The 21534-nt window shown below is 73.9% G+C and carries 20 protein-coding genes and 1 tRNA gene; 17 read left to right on the top strand and 4 right to left on the bottom strand.

What is annotated here, in order from left to right:
- A complete protein-coding gene (locus Cus16_RS04615; protein ID WP_069711493.1) occupies window positions 1-954 on the top strand; it encodes a hypothetical protein in 954 nt (317 codons plus the stop codon).
- 72 nt (window positions 955-1026) lie between these two features.
- Here Cus16_RS04615 and Cus16_RS04610 read toward each other — a convergent pair whose 3' ends face one another.
- Window positions 1027-1299 carry a DUF4031 domain-containing protein gene (locus Cus16_RS04610; RefSeq protein ID WP_069711492.1) on the bottom strand — a complete coding sequence of 91 codons (273 nt, stop codon included), beginning with the start codon at window positions 1297-1299 and terminating at the stop codon, window positions 1027-1029.
- A 177-nt stretch (window positions 1300-1476) separates the two neighbouring features.
- Between Cus16_RS04610 and rplU the strand changes: the two genes are divergently transcribed.
- From rplU to Cus16_RS04535, 15 genes are all read left to right on the top strand, one after another.
- A complete protein-coding gene (rplU, locus tag Cus16_RS04605) occupies window positions 1477-1785 on the top strand; it encodes a 50S ribosomal protein L21 (RefSeq protein ID WP_069711491.1) in 309 nt (102 codons plus the stop codon).
- A 14-nt stretch (window positions 1786-1799) separates the two neighbouring features.
- Window positions 1800-2051, top strand: a complete 252-nt coding sequence (gene rpmA / locus Cus16_RS04600; RefSeq protein ID WP_022905368.1) for a 50S ribosomal protein L27 — start codon at window positions 1800-1802, stop codon at window positions 2049-2051.
- Between the two features lie 126 nt (window positions 2052-2177).
- Complete coding sequence (gene obgE, locus Cus16_RS04595; RefSeq protein WP_069711490.1) at window positions 2178-3686, top strand: GTPase ObgE; 1509 nt, start codon at window positions 2178-2180, stop codon at window positions 3684-3686.
- Window positions 3687-3693: 7 nt separating this feature from the next.
- Window positions 3694-4512, top strand: coding sequence for a glutamate 5-kinase (proB, locus tag Cus16_RS04590; RefSeq protein ID WP_083263709.1), 819 nt, complete (start codon window positions 3694-3696; stop codon window positions 4510-4512).
- 177 nt (window positions 4513-4689) lie between these two features.
- Window positions 4690-5955 (top strand): glutamate-5-semialdehyde dehydrogenase, encoded by a 1266-nt coding sequence (locus tag Cus16_RS04585; RefSeq protein ID WP_069711489.1) that lies wholly within the window; start codon window positions 4690-4692, stop codon window positions 5953-5955.
- A 44-nt stretch (window positions 5956-5999) separates the two neighbouring features.
- Window positions 6000-6200 carry a hypothetical protein gene (locus tag Cus16_RS04580; protein WP_069711488.1) on the top strand — a complete coding sequence of 67 codons (201 nt, stop codon included), beginning with the start codon at window positions 6000-6002 and terminating at the stop codon, window positions 6198-6200.
- Between the two features lie 11 nt (window positions 6201-6211).
- Window positions 6212-6811 carry a nicotinate-nucleotide adenylyltransferase gene (gene nadD / locus Cus16_RS04575; RefSeq protein ID WP_083263708.1) on the top strand — a complete coding sequence of 200 codons (600 nt, stop codon included), beginning with the start codon at window positions 6212-6214 and terminating at the stop codon, window positions 6809-6811.
- Window positions 6808-8211, top strand: coding sequence for a hypothetical protein (locus Cus16_RS04570; protein WP_069711487.1), 1404 nt, complete (start codon window positions 6808-6810; stop codon window positions 8209-8211). Before nadD ends, Cus16_RS04570 begins: the two co-directional genes overlap by 4 nt.
- Window positions 8212-8342: 131 nt before the next feature.
- A complete protein-coding gene (gene rsfS, locus Cus16_RS04565; RefSeq protein ID WP_069711486.1) occupies window positions 8343-8717 on the top strand; it encodes a ribosome silencing factor in 375 nt (124 codons plus the stop codon).
- Window positions 8718-8839: 122 nt separating this feature from the next.
- Window positions 8840-8912: transfer RNA gene (locus Cus16_RS04560), tRNA-Ala, on the top strand.
- Window positions 8913-9022: 110 nt separating this feature from the next.
- A complete protein-coding gene (locus Cus16_RS04555) occupies window positions 9023-9946 on the top strand; it encodes an aldose 1-epimerase family protein (protein WP_069711485.1) in 924 nt (307 codons plus the stop codon).
- Window positions 9925-11430: an anthranilate synthase component I family protein gene (locus Cus16_RS04550; RefSeq protein ID WP_069711484.1), complete on the top strand. Its 1506-nt coding sequence runs from the start codon at window positions 9925-9927 to the stop codon at window positions 11428-11430. Before Cus16_RS04555 ends, Cus16_RS04550 begins: the two co-directional genes overlap by 22 nt.
- A gap of 72 nt (window positions 11431-11502) precedes the next feature.
- The gene (locus tag Cus16_RS04545; protein WP_141718816.1) at window positions 11503-12387 is read left to right on the top strand and encodes a hypothetical protein; all 885 of its coding nucleotides are present in this window, start codon (window positions 11503-11505) and stop codon (window positions 12385-12387) included.
- Window positions 12388-12422: 35 nt separating this feature from the next.
- Window positions 12423-14075, top strand: a complete 1653-nt coding sequence (locus Cus16_RS04540) for a DNA polymerase Y family protein (protein WP_083263705.1) — start codon at window positions 12423-12425, stop codon at window positions 14073-14075.
- A gap of 10 nt (window positions 14076-14085) precedes the next feature.
- Window positions 14086-17502 (top strand): error-prone DNA polymerase, encoded by a 3417-nt coding sequence (locus Cus16_RS04535; RefSeq protein WP_069711482.1) that lies wholly within the window; start codon window positions 14086-14088, stop codon window positions 17500-17502.
- A gap of 8 nt (window positions 17503-17510) precedes the next feature.
- Here Cus16_RS04535 and Cus16_RS04530 read toward each other — a convergent pair whose 3' ends face one another.
- The gene (locus Cus16_RS04530; RefSeq protein ID WP_083263704.1) at window positions 17511-19115 is read right to left on the bottom strand and encodes a sensor histidine kinase; all 1605 of its coding nucleotides are present in this window, start codon (window positions 19113-19115) and stop codon (window positions 17511-17513) included.
- On the bottom strand, window positions 19112-19789 hold the full coding sequence (locus tag Cus16_RS04525) for a response regulator transcription factor (RefSeq protein WP_069711481.1): 678 nt from the start codon (window positions 19787-19789) through the stop codon (window positions 19112-19114). The genes Cus16_RS04530 and Cus16_RS04525 overlap by 4 nt, the downstream gene beginning before the upstream one ends.
- Window positions 19790-20053: 264 nt before the next feature.
- Here Cus16_RS04525 and Cus16_RS16565 point away from each other — a divergent pair, with 264 nt between their 5' ends.
- On the top strand, window positions 20054-20416 hold the full coding sequence (locus Cus16_RS16565; protein ID WP_069711480.1) for a hypothetical protein: 363 nt from the start codon (window positions 20054-20056) through the stop codon (window positions 20414-20416).
- Between the two features lie 33 nt (window positions 20417-20449).
- Here Cus16_RS16565 and Cus16_RS04515 read toward each other — a convergent pair whose 3' ends face one another.
- Window positions 20450-21526, bottom strand: a complete 1077-nt coding sequence (locus tag Cus16_RS04515; protein ID WP_069711749.1) for an FUSC family protein — start codon at window positions 21524-21526, stop codon at window positions 20450-20452.
- Window positions 21527-21534: the final 8 nt, after the last annotated feature.

The raw sequence follows: 21534 nt of genomic DNA, 5'->3' as shown, positions 1-21534 counted from the left end.
GTGACCGACCCGGGCGACCCGCGCGGACGGCAGCCGGACCGCGGGTTCTACGGTGCGGGCTGGTCACAGCCCGCACCGCCCGGGCCGGGGCCGTCCGCCGGGAACGCCTGGGCGGGGCAGCAGGTCCCGCAGCAGCCCGCCGGGCAGCAGGTCCCGCACCAGCCGTACGGGCAGCAGCCCGGCGGGCAGCAGGCGCCCGGGCTCCGGCCGCGGGATCGGGCCGGGCGTGGCAGCGGGGACCCGCGTCGTGCGTTCGCACCGGGTGCCTCGGTCGCCAACACGACGGGCGCGCTCATCGCCGTCGTGTCCATCGTGCTCGTCGAGTTCGTCTCCGGGGTCCTCGGACTGCTCGGGACGTCCCTGGTGGTGCACCCGTTCTCGACCTACGGCACCGGTGCGACCCTGCTCGGCAGCTTCGTCTCCGGCGTCTTCGCCTCGCCGTTCCCCTTCTACGCGGGGGCGTTCACGGCGCTGGCCTTCCTCACGCCGATCGCCCGCCGCAGCCCGCTGCCGACGGTGCTCCTCCGCGCCGTCCTCGCCGGTGCCGCCGGGACGGTCGCGCTCGCCCTCGTCGGGGTGTTCACCGGGTCCTGGGCGGCCGCCCGCACCGGCTCGGGTGCCCGGCTCGTCATCGACGTCGTCACCTCCCCGCTGCAGAACGGCGTCCCCTTCACCCTCATGCTCCTCGCGACGTCCACCGCGGCGTGGCTGTGGCTCGGCCGTCCCCGCGGACAGCGCACGGGACAGCAGCCCGGCGCGGGCCGCCCCGGGACCGTACGCCCCGCCGACGCAGTCCCGCCCTCGACCGTGCAGCCGGTGCCGGGTCCGCCGCTCCCGCGGGACCCGGGGCCGTTCGTGCCGCCCGTCGGCGGGCAGCAGCCGGGGCAGCCCCACGTGGGCGGACAGCAGCCGGTCCCGGGACCGGACGACCGCTGGACGCCGCCGACCCGCTGACCGGACCCGTCCCGCCGGAGCGGGGCGTGCCTCCCGTCCGGCGCCGTCTGGACTCACCGTCGGGGCGCGACCTCAGTGCGCGCGCTTGTCCCGCTGCGCCACCCGCAGTCCGCTCGCGATGAGGCGGAGCACCAGCTCACGCCCGGTGACGGCCGTGGCACCCGCGGCGACCAGTTCGTCGTAGCGCGCGAGGGGGACGTCGTAGTGGTCGTGGTCGAACGCCCGGCGGGGGATCCCGGCGCGTGCGGCGAAGGCGTGCAGCTCGTCGTAGGATCGATCACTGACGAGGTGCGACCAGACGGTGTCGTGGGCGGGCCACGTCGGCGGGTCGATCAGCACGGTCACGCGGCAATGCTACGTGTGTCGCCGTTTGACCGGAGCCGGGGACATCGAGTAAACTCGATCCCTGGTGTCAGCGGGCCGTTCTGCCTGCGTCGCCGATCGGGCCCGGGCTCCGGGAGCCGCTCGTGCAGAAGTGGGCACCCGAGACTTCCCTCAAGCAGAGTACGTAAGGAATTCCACGTGGTTTACGCAGTAGTGCGCGCCGGCGGCCGTCAGGAAAAGGTCGAGGTCGGGACGATCATCACGCTCGACCGTGCCAAGGCCGACGACAAGGGCAACATCGACCTCGCCCCGGTGCTCCTCGTGGACGGTGACAAGATCACGTCGGCGGCCTCCGAGCTCGCGAACGTGACCGTCACCGCCCAGGTGCTCGAGGACCTCCGCGGTCCGAAGGTCGTCATCCAGAAGTTCAAGAACAAGACCGGGTACAAGAAGCGTCAGGGTTTCCGCGCTGAGCTGACCCGCGTCAAGATCACCTCGATCGCGTAAGGCGGGAGTAGAAGATGGCACACAAGAAGGGTGCGAGCTCCACTCGCAACGGTCGTGACTCGAACGCACAGCGCCTCGGCGTGAAGCGCTTCGGTGGTGAGGTCGTCAACGCCGGTGAGATCATCCTCCGCCAGCGTGGCACCCACTTCCACCCGGGCGCCAACGTCGGTCGCGGTGGCGACGACACGCTGTTCGCCCTCTCGGCCGGTTCGGTCGAGTTCGGCACCAAGGGCGGCCGCAAGGTCGTCAACATCGTCAACGCGTAACACCAGCGACGACAGACTCTGCGGGAGGGGCGGGCCACGTGCCCGCCCCTCCCGTTCTTTCGTGCAACACCCGGCGGCACCGCTGCGACACCTCGTGGCCCCGCTGCAACACCTAGGAGTGGACCCATGGCGACCTTCGTCGACCGCGTGACCCTGCACCTCACCGCGGGGAACGGCGGCAACGGCTGCGTGTCGGTCCGCCGTGAGAAGTTCAAGCCCCTCGCCGGCCCGGACGGCGGCAACGGCGGCGACGGTGGCGACATCGTGCTCGTCGCCGACCCGCAGGTGACGACCCTGCTCGGCTACCACCGGTCGCCGCACCGTTCGTCGCGCAACGGTCAGCCCGGCATGGGCGACCACCGCAGCGGCGTGAGCGGCGAGACCCTCGAGCTGCCCGTGCCGATCGGCACCGTCGTGCACGACGAGGGCGGCGAGGTCCTCGCCGACATGACCGAGCCCGGCATGCGGGTCGTCGTGGCCCCCGGCGGCCAGGGTGGCCTCGGCAACGCGGCGCTCGCGACCACGAAGCGCAAGGCCCCCGGGTTCGCGCTCCTCGGCACCCCCGGGTGGACCGGTGACGTCAGTCTCGAGCTGAAGACCATCGCCGACGTCGCGCTCGTCGGCTTCCCGAGTGCCGGCAAGTCCTCGCTCATCGCCGCGGTCTCCGCCGCGAAGCCGAAGATCGCGGACTACCCGTTCACGACCCTGACCCCGAACCTCGGCGTCGTCGAGTCCGGCGACGTCCGCTTCACCGTCGCCGACGTCCCCGGGCTGATCGAGGGTGCGTCCGAGGGCAAGGGCCTCGGCCTCGAGTTCCTCCGCCACGTCGAGCGCTGCGAGGCGCTCCTGCACGTCATCGACTGCGCGACGATGGACCCGGGTCGCGACCCCCTCAGCGACCTCGACGTCATCCTCGGCGAACTCGAGCGCTACCCGGTGCCCGAGGGACAGACGCCGCTGCTCGAACGTCCCCAGCTCGTCGCGCTCAACAAGGTCGACGTGCCCGAGGCCGCCGAGCTCGCCGAGTTCGTCACCGCCGAGCTCGAGGAGCGCGGCTACCGCGTCTTCCCGATCTCCACGGCCTCCCGGCAGGGCCTGCGCGAGCTGACCTTCGCCATGGCCGAGGTCGTCGAGCGCGCCCGGGCCGAGCGACCCGCGGCACCGGAGCAGGAGCGCATCGTGCTCCGTCCGAAGGCGGTCGACGAGAAGCCCTTCACCGTGCGCGCCGAGGGCGGCGAGGAGCACCGCTTCTACCGGGTCCGTGGCGCCAAGCCGGAGCGCTGGGTCGTGCAGACCGACTTCACGAACGAGGAGGCGATCGGCTACCTGGCCGACCGGCTCGCGAAGCTCGGCGTCGAGGACGGCCTGTTCAAGGCCGGTGCCGTCGCCGGCTCCACCGTCGTGATCGGCGGCGACGGCGGCATGGTGTTCGACTGGGAGCCCACGCTCACCTCGACCGCGGAGCTCATCACGAGTGCCCGCGGCACCGACGCCCGGGTCGGCGGGTCCTCGCGACCCACCCGCAACGAGCGCCGCGAGGACTACTTCGAGCGCATGGACGCCAAGGCCGCCGCACGCGCCGAGCTCGAGCAGGAGCGCATCTCCGGCCTGTGGGCCGACGACGACGAGGACTGATCCCGGCATGACCGACACGAGCGCGCGCACCGACCTCGGACCCGTCACCCGGCGGCAGGACGTCCCGCGTGCACGTCGGCTCGTGGTCAAGGTCGGGTCGTCGTCGGTCAGCGGGGACAACACCGGGCAGATCGCGGCGCTCGTCGACGCGATCGCCGCCGCACACGCCCGGGGGACCGAGGTGGTCCTGGTGTCCTCCGGCGCGATCGCGACGGGCTTCCCGTTCCTCGGACTCGAGGGGCGGCCGGACGACCTCGCGACGCAGCAGGCGGCGGCGGCCACGGGCCAGAACGTGCTCATGTTCCGGTACCAGAAGGAACTCGACCGGCACGGGGTCGTCGCGGCGCAGGTCCTGCTCACCGCCGGCGACCTGCAGAACCCGACGCACCGGGTGAACGCCCAGCGCGCCGTGGACCGGTTGCTCGCGCTGCGGGTGCTGCCGATCGTCAACGAGAACGACACGGTCGCCACGGACGAGATCCGCTTCGGCGACAACGACCGGCTCGCGGCGCTCGTCGCCCGGCTGCTCGGCGCCGATGCGCTCGTGCTCCTGTCCGACGTCGAGTCGCTGTACACGCGACCGCCCGAGCACCCGGACGCGGAGCCGATCGACGAGGTCCCGTTCGGGGACGAGCTCGCCGGCGTCACGTTCGGGTCCACCGGGAAGGCCGGGGTCGGCACCGGGGGAGCGGGGACCAAGGTCGCCGCGGCACGGCTCGCGGCCGAGGCCGGCACCGCCGTGCTCGTGACGGCGACGGCGCTGGTGGACCGGGCGCTGACCGGCGAGCACGTCGGCACCTGGTTCCACGCGGCTCCGCGCGCCTGAGGCACCAGTCGGCGAGCGGCCGGGAGGCGCGGCGCCGGTCCGGCGTTCGGTCGAGCCGCCGGCGTGTGGCCGAGACGCCGCCGGATCCGGGCCCGTCTCGGCGCCGCCGGACCGTCCCGCGTCGACGGTGGCGTCACGACGGGCGTCACGATCCCGGCGGCGACCTATCATCGGACCATGTCGCCGACGGTCACCGCTCCCACGCTCACCGACAAGCTCGTCGCCGCCCGTGCCGCGTCGACCGCGCTGGTGACGGCCACGACCGCGGTCAAGGACCGGGCACTCCGGGCCGTGGCGGCGGCACTCCGGGACGGCACCGACGCGATCGTCACCGCGAACCACGACGACCTCGTGGCGGGCGAGGAGCGCGGCACGTCCTCCGGACTCCTCGACCGGCTGCGGCTCGACGCGGGACGGATCGACGCCCTGGCGGCAGCGGTGGAGCACGTCGTCGGCCTCACCGACCCGGTGGGGGAGCACGTGCGCGGGTCCCGGCTGCCGAACGGCCTGCAGCTCACCCAGGTGCGCGTGCCGTTCGGGGTGGTCGGGGCCATCTACGAGGCACGCCCGAACGTCACGGTCGACATCGCCGCCCTGGCGCTGAAGAGCGGCAACGCCGTCGTGCTGCGCGGCGGGTCGGCGGCGCAGCGCACCAACGCCGAGCTGGTGGAGCGGATCCGCGCCGCGGTCGCCTCGGTCGGGCTGCCGGCGGACCTCGTGCAGACGATCGACGAGTTCGGTCGGCAGGGCGCGACGGACCTCATGCGCGCCAGGGGCCTGGTGGACGTGCTCGTGCCCCGGGGGAGCGCCTCGCTCATCCAGACGGTGGTGACCGAGTCGCAGGTGCCCGTGATCGAGACCGGCGCCGGTGTCGTGCACGTGTTCCTCGACGCCTCGGCACCGCTCGCGCGGTCGGTCGACATCGTGCTCAACAGCAAGGTGCAGCGGCCGAGCGTCTGCAACGCGCTCGAGACCCTGCTCGTGCACGAGGGTGCCGCCGAGCGGCTGCTGCCCGAGCTGGCCGACCGGCTGCGCGCCGCGGGCGTCACCCTGCGCGGGGACGACGCCACCCGGACGATCGTGCCGGGCGTGCTGCGGGCGACCGAGGCGGACTGGGCGACGGAGTCCATGGACCTCGACCTCTCGATCCGCGTCGTGCCCGACGTCGACGCGGCGATGGCGCACATCGCGCGGTGGTCGACGCACCACACCGAGTCGATCGTCACGGACGACCTCGTCACGGCCGAGCGGTTCCTCGCCGAGGTCGACTCGGCCGTGGTGATGGCCAACGCCTCGACCCGCTTCACCGACGGCGGGGAGTTCGGCTTCGGTGCCGAGGTCGGCATCTCCACGCAGAAGCTGCACGCCCGAGGCCCCATGGGGCTGCCGGAACTCACGAGCACCAAGTGGATCGTGCGCGGGCAGGGTCAGATCCGCGGCTAGACTGGGCGGCGACTTCCCACCCGATCGAACGGAGCACCGGACCGATGACCTTCCTCGCTGAAGCCGCAGAGCACGCCTCCTCGGTCCCCGCGTTCGTCTTCCCGATGTGCGGCGCGCTCTTCTTCATCTTCCTCGGGTTCGTGACCTGGAGCTTCCGCGACGTCGCCTACCGCCACTCGCACAAGTTCGAGGCCACCCGCCACCACGAGACGGGTGTCGACGAGTTCGGTCACACCAAGCTCTGACCAGCCGCTCGATGCTCGAGAGCACGGGGCGCCCCCGCATCGGCGTGATGGGTGGCACGTTCGACCCGATCCACCACGGGCACCTCGTGGCGGCATCGGAGGTCGCCCGCGCCTTCGACCTGGACGAGGTCGTGTTCGTCCCGACCGGCCAGCCGTACATGAAGTCCGACGTCACGGACGCCGAGCACCGCTACCTCATGACGGTGATCGCGACGGCGTCGAACCCGATGTTCACCGTCAGTCGCGTCGACATCGACCGGCCCGGTCCGACCTACACGATCGACACCCTGCGGGACCTCCACGACCAGCGACCGGACGCTCAGCTCGTCTTCATCTCGGGCGCTGACGCCGTTCAGCAGATCCTCGACTGGAAGGACCACGATGAACTGTGGGACCTCGCGCACTTCGTCGCGGTCACGCGGCCGGGGCACGACCTGAGCATCACCGGTCTCCCCGAGCGTGACGTGAGCGTGCTCGAAGTCCCCGCACTGGCGATATCCTCGACCGATTGCCGCGACCGGGTCAGGCGCGGCCACCCGGTCTGGTACCTGGTCCCGGACGGGGTCGTCCAGTACATCTCGAAGCACCACCTGTATCGGAGCGTTGCATGAGTTCGTCCGACGCGCAGCCGCCACTGTCGCGGCGCGAGGCGCGCGAGCGGGAGCGTGCCGCCGCAGCCGGCGGGCAGCCGGTCACGCCGCCGCCCACCGTCGCCGCCCCCACCACCGGCGAGGCCGACGGGCCGCGTCGCCCCGGCTCCCACGTCGCGCCGTCGCCGAGCGGACCGGCGCAGTCCGCCGTCCGCCCGGGCAGCGAGAGCGGGCCGCGTTCCGCCGGCACCGCTCCGGCCGCGGGCGTCTTCCCGCTCACGCCGGCTCCCGCCTCCGCGACCGAGATCGTGCCGGGGACCGGGGGCCTCACCCGCCGGCAGCTCCGGCTGATGCGCGAGGCCGAGGGGCAGGCGGTCCAGCCCGTGCCCCTGCGTGCGCCGACGCCGCACTCGTCCGACCGCACCGTGCAGGACGTCATCGGATCCGTCGACGACCTGCACGGCGGCGCGCACGAGGACCCCGCGCAGGAGTCGTCGGCCGAGCCCGAGCAGCTCGACGCAGCGACCGTGGCGCAGGCCACCGAGGCCGACGGCTCGCCCGATGCCGTCGAGCCCCTGAGCGAGGCCGCCGCACACGCCGAGGAACCGCGCCGGCACCGCTCGACGTGGGCGCCGCCGGAGGACGACGACGCGCAGGACCACGACGCGCAGGACCACGACGCGCAGGACCACGACGCGCGGGGCCACGGCGCCCAGGACGCCGGTACCGGGTCGGCCGCTGCGGTGCCGACCACCGATGCACCGTCCTCCTCGACGCCCGTGGTCTTCCCGCTGTCGCTCGACGACGACACGAACGAGGTACCGGTCCAGCGGCCGACGCCCGCGACCGACGACCGCGACGACGACCGGAACGGTCGCGACGTGCCGGAGGCTCCCCGTCTGCCCGCCGCGTTCCAGCGGCCGACCGAGCCGAAGCCCGTCACCACTGCCTTCGAGCCGCCCGCCGGTCACTGGTCGCAACAGGCCCAGGACGGCGACGACGTGCACGACGCGACCGGGGTCCGCCGCCTGGCGGTGCAGGACACGAACTCGATCGTGCTGCCCGACTCGGCCCTCGCGGACCCGACGGGCGCGTTGAACGCGACCGGCGAGGTCATCCTGACCGGGTCGATCGACCTGCCCGCCTCGCTGTCGTCGACCGGGTCGCACCGACCGATCGACGGTGCCGAGGTCGACCGGCTGCTCGAGCAGCACGACGAGCAGCCCGAGACGGACGCCAGCCCCGTGCGGGCGAGCCGCGCGGTGTCGAGCCACACCTCCACGCGACAGGTCGTCCTCGCGGCTGCGAAGCCGAAGGAGTCCCGCACCCCGGTGATCCTCGGCGTCACCGTCGGCGCCGTCGGCCTCGCCGCGGCCGGCGTCATCATCGTCGCGCTGCTGACCACCCACTTCGGCGGCTGACCGCCCCCGACACCACCTCGGGTCCTCGTCCACCCCGCCGCACCGGCCTGGCCGCTGTCGGCGGGGTGGCCTATGATCGGGACCCACCACACGGAGCCGCACACGGCGGGTCCGTCGACCGGAAGGACTCCGTGACCGCCTCCCCACGTGCACTGGAACTCGTGCAGATCGCCGCCCAGGCGGCCGACGCGAAGCAGGCCGAAGACCTCGTCGCCCTCGACGTGACCGCCCCGCTGCAGCTCACCGACGTGTTCCTGCTCGCGACCGGTCGGAACGAGCGCAACGTGCTCGCCATCGCGGACGAGGTCGAGGACCGGCTCATCGCGGCCGGCGCGAAGCCCCTCCGTCGCGAAGGACGGACCGAGGGCCGCTGGGTCCTCATCGACTTCGGGGAGATCGTCGTGCACGTCTTCCACGAGGAAGACCGCCAGTACTACTCGCTCGAGCGGCTCTGGTCGGACTGCCCGACGATCCCGCTCGAACTGCCGGTCGACCACACCGCGTAGGTGCGACGCGCCCGGGTGGCGGCGACGATTTCGTCACCCGGGGTTCGCGTGGTGTACGCTTCCATGGTGCCTCCGGGAACGGTGACACGGAAGAACAGCAAGACGAACGGCAGTACCATCACGGGTCTGTGGCGCAGCTGGTAGCGCACCTGCATGGCATGCAGGGGGTCAGGGGTTCGAGTCCCCTCAGATCCACCCACAACGGAACACGCAGGAACCCCGTCGCGATGCGGCGGGGTTCCGTCGTTCCCGGGCGCCGGTCTCGGCGGTCCGACGCGGCTCCCGCCGCCACTACGCTGATCCGCATGAGCAACGACGCGCCCCTGTCCGGATCCGCCCTGACGATCACCGCCGGTGGGTACACCGCCGAGATCGCTTCGGTGGGGGCCTCGCTCCGGACCCTCCGCGTCGAGGGGCGTGACCTGGTCGTGCCGTTCGCTGCCGACGAGGTCCGCCCGGCCTTCCGCGGTGCCGTGCTCGCGCCGTGGCCGAACCGGGTCGTCGACGGACGCTACACGTTCGACGGCCGGGAGCACGAGCTCGCCCTGACCGAGCCGAAGCGCCACCACGCCCTGCACGGCCTCGTCGCGTGGACCGACTTCCGTGTCGTCGCGCACGAGCCCGACCGTGCCGTCCTCGCCACGACGGTGCCGGCGCAGGAGGGCTACCCCTTCCGCGTCGAGGTGCTCGTCGAGTACCGCCTCGACGCCGACGGCCTGCACACGACGATCACCGGCACGAACACGGGCGCCGACGCGGCACCGTGGGGGACCGGGCCGCACCCGTACCTCGTGGCCGGTGCCGGCCGGGTCGACGACTGGACGCTGACCCTGCCCGCGGCCGAGGTGCTCGAGGTCACCGAGGACCGCCTGGTGCCGACCGGTCTCGCCCCCGTGCACGACGCGTTCGACCTCCGCACCGCGACCCCGATCGGCGGCCGGTTCATCGACCACGCCTTCACCGGGTTCGAGCGCGACGCCGCGGGGACCGCCACCATCGTGCTCACCGCGGCGGACGGGCACGGCGTCCGGGTGTCCTTCGGTCCGGAGTGCGGCTGGGCGCAGGTGCACACCGCCGACCACGTCGTCCCCGAGTACCACCGTGTCGGGCTCGCGGTCGAGCCGATGACCTGCGCGCCGGACGCCTTCAACGCCGGGTCCGGGTCCGGCCTCGTCGTGCTCGCCCCCGGTGCCGCACACGCCGCGTCGTGGACGATCGCCGCGGTCTGAGCCGAGCGCGGGTCGTCGCGCGACGGCTCGACCGGACGCCGGACCTCGGCGCGCTCGCGGCGGCGACGACCGCTGACGTCGTCTGGCTCGACTCCGGTCTGCCCGACGGCGCCCCCGACACCGCCCGCGAGCGGGCCGCCTGGTCGGTCCTCGCGCTGACGGACGGTCCCTTCGCGACGCGGTTCCGGCACGAGGACCGCCGGGCCGTCCTCGACGTCCCACCCGCCGCCGAGCGGTGGTTCGGAGCGTCCCGCACGGAGGACCGCCGGGCGTTCGCCGTGCTCGGCGACCTGCTCGAGCGCACGCCGGTGCTCGATGCGCCCGTGCCCGGCTGCGGCTTCGCGCTCGGGTGGGTCGGGTTCCTCGGGTACGAGCTCGGCCGGGAGTCGGACGGTCCGGACCGCACCGCCGACGGGCACGCCGACGCGGACCTGCGGTTCGTCGACCGCGCGGTGGTCGTGCACGCCGACGGGCGCGCCTGGGCGCTCGCCCTGGTGGGCGAGGACGAGCCGACGGCCGGTGCGGCGAACCGGGCGTGGCTCGAGGACCCGCACGGGTCGCGGACGCGGGGCGACGCGCCGGACGCGACCACGGGCCTCCCGGCCGTCGCCACCGGGCGCGTGACGCGCGCCGCCTACGAGGCGGCGGTCGAGGACTGCCGCACCGAGATCCGCGAGGGGAACGCGTTCCAGGTGTGCCTCACCACCGCCTTCGCGGTGGGCACGGTCGGACGGGAGGCGCGGGTCGGCCCCGGCACGGACCCCCACCTGGACGAGTACCTGCGGGTGCGACGGGCGGACCCCGTGCCGTTCGGTGCGTACCTGCGGCTCGGCCCCCTGCGGGTGGCGAGCCGGTCGCCGGAGCGCTTCCTGCGCGTCGACGCGGCGGGCACGGTGGTCGCGGAGCCCATCAAGGGGACCCGGCGGCGTGACCCGGACCCGGCGCGCGACGCGGTCGTCCGGGCCGGACTGGCGACGAGCGTGAAGGACCGGGCCGAGAACGTCATGATCGTCGACCTGCTGCGGAACGACCTGCTCCGCACGGCGGTGCCCGGGTCGGTGCACGTCGAGCGGCTCTGCGCCGTCGAGACCTACGCGAGCGTGCACCAGCTCGTGTCGACGGTGTCGGCGGTGCTGCCGGAGGGGGTCTCGCGGGCGGCGGTCGTGCACGCGGCGTTCCCGCCGGGGTCGATGACCGGCGCGCCGAAGCGCAGCGCGACGGCGATCGCGGACCGGCTCGAGGGTGCTCCGCGTGGCGTGTACTCCGGTGTCATCGGGTACTTCTCGGCGGACGGCTCGGTGGACCTGTCGGTGGCCATCCGCACACTGGTCACGGTCCTCGACGGTCGGGGCGTCGAGCGGTCACGGTCGTTCGGCGCCGGTGGTGCGGTGACGTGGTCCTCGACGGCGGCGGACGAGGCCGACGAGGTCGAGACGAAGACCCGGTCGGTCCTCGGGGCGCTGGGAGCCACCCTGTCTTGGTGACGCCGGGCGTGTCGAACGCGTGTTCGACCGGCTCGTCCACGGATGTCGGACCCGGTTGACATCATCGAACACATGTTCGAATATGAGGGCATGCAGTCGGCGGCGGCACTCCTGTCGCCCGGGTCCGAGGGGACGTCCGGGCGGACCGGTCCTGCCCGGGCGGGCGCGGTGTCGCCCGCCTCCGCACGGCCGACCCGGCGCGTGGACCACCTCGGTGACGCGCGGGCGGCGCTCGAGCGCATCACCGCGTTGCGCTCCCGGGTGTCCGAGATGGAGGCAACCCGCGTCGACGTCCAGGGGCTGCCCACCGCCGCGGCGCTGCAGTCCCTGCTGCCCGGCGGTGCGATCCGCGTCGGCGGGTCCTACGCGGTGCAGGAGTCGGTGCTCCTCGCGATGACCATGCTCCAGGCCGCGTCGGCCGAGGGTGCCTGGTGTGCCGTCGTCGGCGTGCCGTCCTTCGGGGTCGAGGCCGCCGCCGCGATGGGGATCGACCTCGAACGGCTCGTGCTCGTGCCCGACCCCGGGGACCAGTGGCTCACCGTGACGGCCGCACTCGCCGACGTCGCGCAGATCGTCCTCACCCGGCCGCTCGGCCGCGTGGTGCCCGGCGACGTCTCCCGGCTCGCCGCACGGCTGCGGCAGCGCGGCGGGGCGCTCGTCGCGCTCGGGTCCTGGCCCGGTGCCGACGTCACGCTGCGGGTGACGGAGTCGGTGTGGAGCGGGATCGGGGACGGCCACGGGCACCTGGCGGAGCGCCGGGCGACCGTGACGGCCTCGGGGCGGGCGGGAGCGGGACGGCCGGTCAGCGCCGACCTGCTCCTGCCGGCGGCCGACGGCGCGGTGCGTCCCGCGGTCGTCGGTGCGGTCGGGGCTGCCGGATCTGTCGGGGCTGCCGGATCTGCCGGTGCTGCCGGGTCGTCGTCGCCCGTGCTGCGTCCCGTCGCGGTGGCGTCGTGAGTCCCCGCGGGCGCTCGCGGGCGACCGCGCCGCGGGTGGCGGCACGGTCGGGCGCCGTCGTGCCCGGTGCCGTGTCCGTGCGGGCCGATGCGCTGGCGCGCGGTGGAGCACTGCCGGAGCCGCCGCCCACCCGCACGATCGTGCTCTGGTGCCCGGACTGGCCCGTGATCGCGGCGGCCCGTGCGGCGGGCTCGCCACCGGACCACCCGTTCGCCCTGGTGGCGAAGGGGACGGTGTTCGCCAGCTCGGCCAGCGCCCGGCAGCAGGGCGTGGTGCGCGGGCTCCGCGTGCGGGAGGCCCAGGCACGCTGTCCCGAGCTCGTGGTGGAGCCCTACGACGACGCCCTCGACCACCGGGCGTTCGAACCGGTCATCCGGGCGATCGAGGAAGCCGTCCCCGGGGTCGAGGTCCTGCGGCCCGGCACGGTCGCCCTGCGCTCCCGGGGGCCGGCCCGGTACTACGGCGGCGAGCGGGCGGCTGCGGCGACCCTCGCCGGCATCGCCGCCGACCACGGCGCCCCCGGGGTGCGGGCCGGGGTGGCGGACACGCCGTTCGCGGCGGAGCAGGCGGCGCGTGCCCGTCCCGTGCGCCCGGGCGAGCGGGTGCGGATCGTGCCGGTCGGCGGGTCGGCGCCGTTCCTGGCGGACCTGCCGCTCGGCGTGCTCGGCGACCCCGACCTGGCGACGGTGCTCGGGCGGCTGGGCCTCGGCACCCTCGGCGACTTCGCCGCGCTCGGCGACGAGCAGGTGCGTGACCGGTTCGGCGTCGCCGGGGCGTTCCTGCACCGGCTCGCGGGCGGCCGTGACCCGCGCGAGGTCACGTCGCGTGCGGTCCCGCCGGAGCTCCGGGTCGAGGCGTCCTTCGAACCGCCGCTCGACCGCGCCGACCAGGTCGCGTTCGCCTTCCGACGGTCGGCGGACGACTTCGCCGCCCGGCTGCGCTCGGCGGGTCTGGTCGCCACCACCATCCGGGTCGGCATCGTCGACGAGCGCGACCTGCTGCTCGAACGGACCTGGGTGCACCCGCGGTGGTTCGACGCCGCCGACGTGGTCGACCGGGTCCGGTGGCAGCTCGCCGGCGGGGTGGACCCCACGGGGCTCGAGGCACCCGTCGTCCAGGTCGTGCTCGAACCGGTCGCGGTCGACGACGCGGCGAACCACGAGCGCGGGCTCTGGGGCACCGGACCCGACGAACGGGTGCACCACGCCCTCGCCCGTGTGCAGGGACTCGTCGGGCACGAGGGCGTGGTCACCCCGCGGATCGGCGGCGGGCGCACCCTGGCCGAACGCGTCGTGCTCGTCCCGTGGGGCGACGCCCCCGTGGGCGGCGAGCGTGCGCTGGCGACCGTCCGGGACCGACCGTGGCCCGGTCGGCTCCCCGGGCCGCCGCCCGCCACCGTGCTCGAGCGGCCCCGACCGGTGGACGTGGTGGCCGCCGACGGCGAGACCGTGGACGTCGACGACCGCGGTGCGCTGACCGGTGCGCCCGAGCGCTTCCGGGCCGAGGGGGAGCGCGGCGGACGGTTCGCCCCGGTGACGGCGTGGGCGGGCCCGTGGCCGCTCGTCGTGCGCTGGTGGGAGTCCGGCGGCCGGCGCCTGCACCGGCTGCAGCTGGTCGACGGTGACGGCCGTGCCTGGTACCTGGTGCTCGCCGACCACCGGTGGTGGGCCGAGGCGGTCGCGACGTGAGGGAGCACTGATGGGCTACAGCAACCCGCCGATCCCGTGGTCGGAGTTCGAGCGCGCGCTGTCCGACAAGCGTCCGGACAGCGCGCACGCCGGCGACGGCGGGGACAGCCCGGCCTGGTCGCGGAAGCGCTCCCGGTACGTCCCGCCGCCCTCGGCGTCCGACGACGACGTCCCGGTCGTGCCGTACGCCGAGCTGCACGCGCACTCGACCTTCAGCTTCCTCGACGGTGCGAGCGGTCCGGAGCACCTGGTCGAGGAGGCAGCGCGCCTGCACCTGCACGGCCTGGCGCTCACCGACCACGACGGCTTCTACGGGGCCGCCCGGATGGCCGAGGTCGCCGAGGCGTACCCGACCGTCGCCACCGTGTACGGCACCGAGCTGTCGCTCGGGCTGACCGAACCGCAGAACGGTGTGCCCGACCCCGAGGGCACGCACCTGCTGCTGCTCGCCGACGGCCAGGACGGCTACCACCGGTTGGCGGCGGCGGTCACCCGGGCGCACCTCGCCGCCGGTGCCGAGAAGGGGCGGCCGCAGTACGACCTCGACGAGCTCGCAGCACAGGCGGACGGGCACTGGCGGGTGCTCACGGGCTGCCGGAAGGGCACCGTGCGCCGGGCCCTCGAGCAGGGCGGCGAGTCCGCCGCCGACGAGGCCCTGCGCGCCCTGCTCGACCGGTTCGGCACGGCTGGGGTCGTCGTCGAGCTCACCGACCAGGGCGAGCCGCTCGACAGCGCGCGGAACGACGTGCTCGCAGCCCTCGCGGCACAGCACGGGCTGCCCGTCGTCGCGACCGGGAACGTGCACTACGCGACGCCCGACCGGTTCCCGGTGGCGACCGCGCTGGCGGCCGTGCGGGCCCGGCGGAGCCTCGACGAGATCGACGGCTGGCTGCCGGCCGCGCCGACCGCCCACCTGCGGTCGGGGGCCGAGATGGCCCGGCGGTTCGCGCGGTGGCCCGGGGCGGTGGAGACGAGCGTCGAGCTGGCCGACGAGCTCGGCTTCCGGCTGCGGACCGCGAAGCCCGGGCTGCCCGACGTCGAGGTCCCCGAGGGACACACCACGATGTCGTGGCTCCGGGAGCTCACCTGGCACGGGGCACGGCGGTTCTACCCGGGCAGCGCGGACGGCGTCGACCCGCAGAAGCGCGAGCGCATCGAGCGGGAGCTGTCCGTCATCGCGGACAAGGACTTCCCGGGGTACTTCCTGATCGTGCGGGACATGGTGCAGTACGCCCGCGACCGCGGCATCCTCTGCCAGGGGCGCGGGTCGGCGGCGAACTCGGCGGTCTGCTACCTGCTCGAGATCACCGCGGTCGACTCGATCCGGTACGGACTGCCGTTCGAGCGGTTCCTGTCGGCGATGCGCGACGAGGAGCCCGACATCGACGTCGACTTCGACTCGGACCGCCGCGAGGAGGTCATCCAGTACGTCTACGAGAAGTACGGACGGTTCAACGCCGCCCAGGTCGCGAACGTCATCACCTACCGGCCGAAGGGCGCCGTGCGCGACATGGCGAAGGCGCTCGGGCACAGCCCGGGGCAGCAGGACGCCTGGTCGAAGCAGGTCGAGCGCTGGGGGGCGGTCACCGAGAGCCAGGACCACGACATCCCGGACACGGTGGTCGACATGGCGCAGCAGGTGCTCGGGTTCCCGCGGCACCTCGGCATCCACTCCGGCGGCATGGTGCTCACCGACCGACCAGTGGGCGAGGTCGTGCCGATCGAGCACGCCCGGATGGACGGCCGGACCGTGCTGCAGTGGGACAAGGACGACTGCGCGTACATGGGGCTCGTGAAGTTCGACATGCTCGGGCTCGGGATGCTCGCGGCGCTGCAGTACTCGTTCGACCTGGCCGACGAGCACTGCGGTGAGCGCTGGGACATGCACTCCATCCCGAAGGAGGAGCAGGGCGTCTACGACCAGCTGTGCCGCGCGGACACGATCGGGGTGTTCCAGGTCGAGTCCCGTGCGCAGATGGGGACGTTGCCGCGCCTGCTGCCCCGACGGTTCTACGACCTGGTGATCGAGGTCGCCCTGGTGCGCCCCGGGCCGATCCAGGGCGGGGCCGTGCACCCGTACATCCGGCGGCGGACCGGCGAGGAGCCCATCACCTACATCCACCCCTCACTGGAGCCCGTGCTCGAGCGGACACTGGGGGTGCCGCTGTTCCAGGAGCAGCTCATGCAGATGGCGATCGCGGTCGGCGGGTGCTCCGGCGACGACGCCGACCTGCTCCGCCGCGCGATGGGGTCGAAGCGGGGGCACGAGAAGATCGAGCGGCTCCGCGAGAAGCTCTACGCAGGGATGGCGTCGAACGACATCCACGGCGCGGACGCGGACGCGATCTACGCGAAGATCCAGGCGTTCGCGAACTTCGGGTTCGCGGAGAGCCACTCGATCAGCTTCGCGCTCATCGTCTACGCGAGCGCGTGGATGCGCCTGCACTACCCGGGGGCGTTCCTGGCGGCGCTGCTCCGGGCGCAGCCGATGGGGTTCTACTCGCCGCAGACGCTGGTGGCCGACGCCCGGCGGCACGGCGTGCGCGTGCTCCGGCCGGACGTCCTGCGCTCGGGTGTCGACGCGACGCTCGAACCGCTCGACCAGCACGGCGGAGCCGCGCACCCCGGTGCCGACGCGTGCCTGGCCGAGGAGCAGCCCCCGGTGCTGCCGTTCGACGGCTCGCGGCCGGACGACACCGCCGAGCACCGCCGCGACGGGGCCTTCGCGGTCCGCCTCGGGCTCGCCGAGGTCGCCTCGCTCGGTCGCCGGAGTGCCGAGGCGATCGTCGTCGAGCGGGAGGCCCACGGGCCGTTCACCGACATGTCCGACCTCGCCCGGCGGGTCCGCCTGACGACGGCGCAGCTCGAGGCCCTCGCGGCGGCGGACGCGTTCGCCGGACTCGGCATCGACCGGCGCAGCGGCATGTGGTCCGCCGCCCAGGCCGCGGCGGAGCGTCCCGACCAGCTGCCGGACACGCAGGTGACGGTGCAGCCGCCGCTGTTCGGGCAGATGACGAGCGGGGACGTCCTCATCGCCGACATGTGGTCCACGGGCATGTCGACCGACGACCACCCCGTGCGACACGTCCGCCCGCGGCTGGACGCCCGAGGGGTGCTGAGCGTGCTGGACACCGCCACGGCCGAGACCGGGCGTCGCGTCGAGGTCGGCGGGATCGTCACCCACCGGCAGCGTCCGGCGACGGCGTCGGGGATCACGTTCCTCAACGTCGAGGACGAGACCGGGTTGGTGAACGTCATCTGCAGCGTCGGGGTGTGGGGACGGTACCGACGGGTGGCGCGGGAGTCGCCGGCGGTGGTGGTGCGGGGGATCCTCGAGCGGTCGCCCGACGGCGTGGTGAACCTGGTGGCCGACCAGATCGAGCACCTGCCGCTGGGGGTGCGGACGCGGTCGCGGGACTTCCAGTGACCGCCGCGTCAGGCGGTGGTCTGCGGAGGCACCACGGGCACCCGGACGGTGACCTCGAGCCCACCGGAACGCACGTTGCGGAGGGAGGCCGTGCCTCCCGACCGTTCCGCGATGGCGCGCACGATCGCGAGCCCGAGGCCGGAGCCGCCCGGCAGCGGGACCCCGCCCGTCGCCGGGTCCGGGTCGTGGCGTGACGTCCGCGCCTCGTCGGGGCGCGTGAACCGGTCGAAGGCGACCGGGATGAACGACTCCGGCACCCCGGGGCCGTCGTCGGTGACCTGCAGGACGCCCTCGGCCCCCTCGACGCGCCACGACACGAACACGCCGCCCCCGCGGGGGAGTGCCGCGACCGCGTTGCTCGCGGTGTTCGTCACGAGCTGCGCCATGCCGCCGGTGTCCAACCGGAAGCGCGGCTCGCCGGCGTCCGCCCCGACGCCACCGGGGACCACGCCGTCGGAGCGGTCCGACGACGCGTCCGAGCGCGGGGCCGCGACCGGTGCACCGTGCGGCTCGGACGAACCGGCCGGGCTCGTGGGTCCGGGCGGCTCGAGGTCGAAGTCCACCGTGATGTCCTTCGCCGACGCGATGAGCCGCACGCGGTCGACGGCGGCCATGACCTCGTCACCGAGGTCGCTCCACGTGGTCGTCGGCTGCGGTCCGCCGTCCTGTTCGCGTCGCTCCGAGTCCTCGATCCGGGAGAGCGTCAGCAGGTCGTTCGCGAGTCGGGACAGCCGAGCCACACTGCGCTTGGCGCGGTCGATGTGCGCCGCGAGCGCCGCGGCGTCGTCGCCGTCGAGCGACGCGAGGTCGAGCTGCGTGGTGAGGATGGCGAGCGGGGTGCGGAGCTCGTGGCTGGCGTCCGACACCATCTGTCGTTCGCGCTCGGTGGCCTGCCGCGTCCGGGCGAGGAAGGCGTTCAACGTGGTGGCGAGCGAGGCGAGCTCGTCCTGGGCCGGACCGACCGGGAGCTCGGCGCGCTCGGGGGCGACCGAGAGCCGTTCGGCCTCGCGGCGCATCCGGTTCACCGGGCGAAGTGCGGCGGTGGCGAGGATCCACGAGGCGACACCGAACGCGATGAGGATCGCGAGTCCGGTGAGCGAGAGGGTGGTGGTCAGGTCGTCGACGACGATCGCCTCGGCCTGGGAGTTGCGGGCGGCGATGACCGTCCAGCGGCCGGCCTGGTTGACCGGGTGCTCGATGACCACGCGGTACTCGGAGCCGGACACGTCGATGACCGAGGCGCCGGCCTGGGTGCTGGTCAGGCTGCCGAGGGCGCGTTCGACCCGGGGCGGCATCGTCGACAGGCGGATCTGTCCCGACGGGGCGACGACGGCGACGAGCTGGGCGTTGCCGGGTGCCGACAGGTCGGGATCGCTGTCCACCTCGAGCGTCGCCACGTACGGGTCGACGTCGGCGTCGAGGAGCGTCCTCGTGGCGCTCGCGACGACGCTGACGACCTGGAAGCGCATGACGAGCACGAGCAGGACGATGACGACCGCGGCGATCGCGGTCGAACCGATCGTGATCCGCGAGCGGAGCGACAGGTTCCGCAGCGGACGGGGCAGCCCGTGTCGGGATCCGGGACTCCCGGGGGTCGGAGCCGTGTCGGTCACGCCCCGAGCAGGTCGAGGCGGTACCCGCGACCCCGCACGGTCGAGATCGCGACGGTCGCCTCGTGCGACGTCAGCTTCTTGCGGAGGTACGAGATGTACTGCTCGACGACGTTCGGGTCGACGTGCTGCGAGCCGTCCCAGACCTCCTCGAGGATCTTCGGGCGGTCGACGACGGAGCCGACGGAGCGGGCGAGGAGCCGCAGGAGCGCGAACTCGGTCGGGCTCACGGCGACGCGCTGCCCCTTGATGGAGATGCGGCGGGCCTCGGAGTCGATCGCGACGTCGCCGACCTCGATCGTGCGCTGGCCGGCGGTCGACTCACGGCGACCGAGGGCGCGGAGCCGGGCGGTGAGCTCGGCGAAGGCGAAGGGCTTCGTCAGGTAGTCGTCGGCGCCGGCGTCGAGGCCGAACACCCGGTCGTCCACGGCGTCGCGCGCGGTCACGAGCAGGATGCGGACCGGGTCCTCGCGCTCGCGGATGCGTCGCGCGAGCTCGAAGCCGGACATGCCGGGCATCATGACGTCGACGACCGCGAGGTCGAAGGCCTGCTCGCCGAGGGCGATGAGCGCCTCGACCCCGTTCTCGACCGCGGTGACGCGGTACCCCTCTGCTGCGAGTCCCCGCTCCATGAGCGCACGCATCTCGTCGTCGTCCTCGACCACCAACAGGCGCATGATCGACCTCCTCGGACCCCATCGTGGCAGGGAACGGGCGGTTCGGGGCCGTCGGACCTCCGAAGTCGCTGAATCTCGTCTCAGTGACCCCCGCGGCTGCCGGTCCCCCGAGCAGCGCCCGGACGACGGGCCCGCCTTGCCGGTGTCACCCGGCCGGGGGCAGGACGGTGCGTCCCGTGGAGTGGGGAGTGATACCGAGCGGTACTCGTTGCTAGGCTCCGGACCGGACGCGGCGTACCCGACGCGGTGTCCGTGGGGGGAACCGTGCACGACCGATCAGACCACGCCGACACACCATCGCAGCACCACCCGGCGGTCGCGCGCCTGCTGGCCGAGCTCGACGCCGCGCGCGTCGGCATCGTCGTCCTCGACGAGCTCGACGCCCCGCGACGTGAGCGTGTCGTCGCCGAGCTCCGCACCGCGGTGCCGGACCTGGCGAGCCGCGCTGCGCACGAGGCCGGAGCGGAGCACGTCGTCGCAACGATCCGTGCCGTCGCCGACCGCGCTCCGGACGGCGACGGGCCTGGAGGCGCGGCCGCGACCGGGCTGTGGGAGGACATCGTGCACACGGCGGTCGAGGCAGCCCGGGCGGTCGGACGTCCGGAACCCGTCACCCTGGTCCGCTGACCGCAGCGACGCAGCGGAGCGTCCCTGCCGCCGTCAGTCGTCCTCGCCGAGCAGCTCCTCGCGCACGCGTCGGATGTCCTCGAGCAGCGCCCCGATGAGCACCCAGTGCCGCGAGTTGGGGCGGACGACCGCGAGCGGCGCCGTGAGCGCCGGCTCCACCGAGTCCGTGTCGTCCCGCTCCGCACCGACGAAGCCGTCGTGCTCCGCGTGGTGCAACCGCGTCGCCTCGACGCGTGCGCTCAGCGCCCGGACGTCCGCTCCGATCCGGGCGACCTCGGTCGCGATGCTGCCGACGACGGGGTCAGAGCGCAGGTCCGGCGCGGTGTTGTCACGGACGGCGCGCGTCATGCCGGTCACCCGCGTCACGAGGACCCGCAGGTGTTCGGCGACGGCGACGTCCCGCTCGAGGATCGTCCGGTGCCGACCGCCCCGCGGGTTCATCGTCAGCGACTCGCCGGCGGCCGTGAGTGAGGCCTCGGCGCGGGCGTGCTGTTGCCGGAGCGCCCGGGCCTGCAGGAGTGCCTCGTGCCACCGGTCGGCGTCCCACCCCTCGGTGAGCCCGATCGCGATCCGTTCGAACGCGGCCGCGGTGTCGCGGGCGAGCCGGGCGACCGCCAGGTGTGCCGGTTCGAGGAGCACGGGCGGCACGACGACCGCGTTGACCACGAGCGCGACGACCGCGCCGATCACCGTCTCGAGGATGCGGTCGGCCGAGTAGTTCGGCGTGACGACGCCCGCGGTGAGCACGAGCATGCCGCTGATGCCCACCTGGGTCGCCGACGTCGGGGTCAGCCGGAGCGCCCAGCTGAGCAGGATCGCGAGCACGATGACGACGAGCACGACCCAGACGGCGTCGCCGAACAGCAGGTGGAACCCGGTGGCCAGCACGACGCCGAGCACCACCCCGGCGCTCCGCTCCAACCCCTTCACGAAGGACTGGTTGATGCTCGGCTGCACGACGAGCAGCGCCGCGATCGCGGCGAAGGTCGGGAACGGTCCGTCGACGAGCACCCGGCAGAGCAGCACCGCCGCGACCACCGCCACCGCGGTCTTCACGACCTGCAGGAACGGCGTGCGGCTGGAACTGCGGAGGCGCGCGACCGGGTTCACGACGACCA

It is taken from the genome of Curtobacterium sp. ER1/6, from assembly GCF_001742745.1.
GTDB lineage: Bacteria > Actinomycetota > Actinomycetes > Actinomycetales > Microbacteriaceae > Curtobacterium > Curtobacterium citri.
This window is presented reverse-complemented; position numbering and strand designations above follow the sequence as displayed.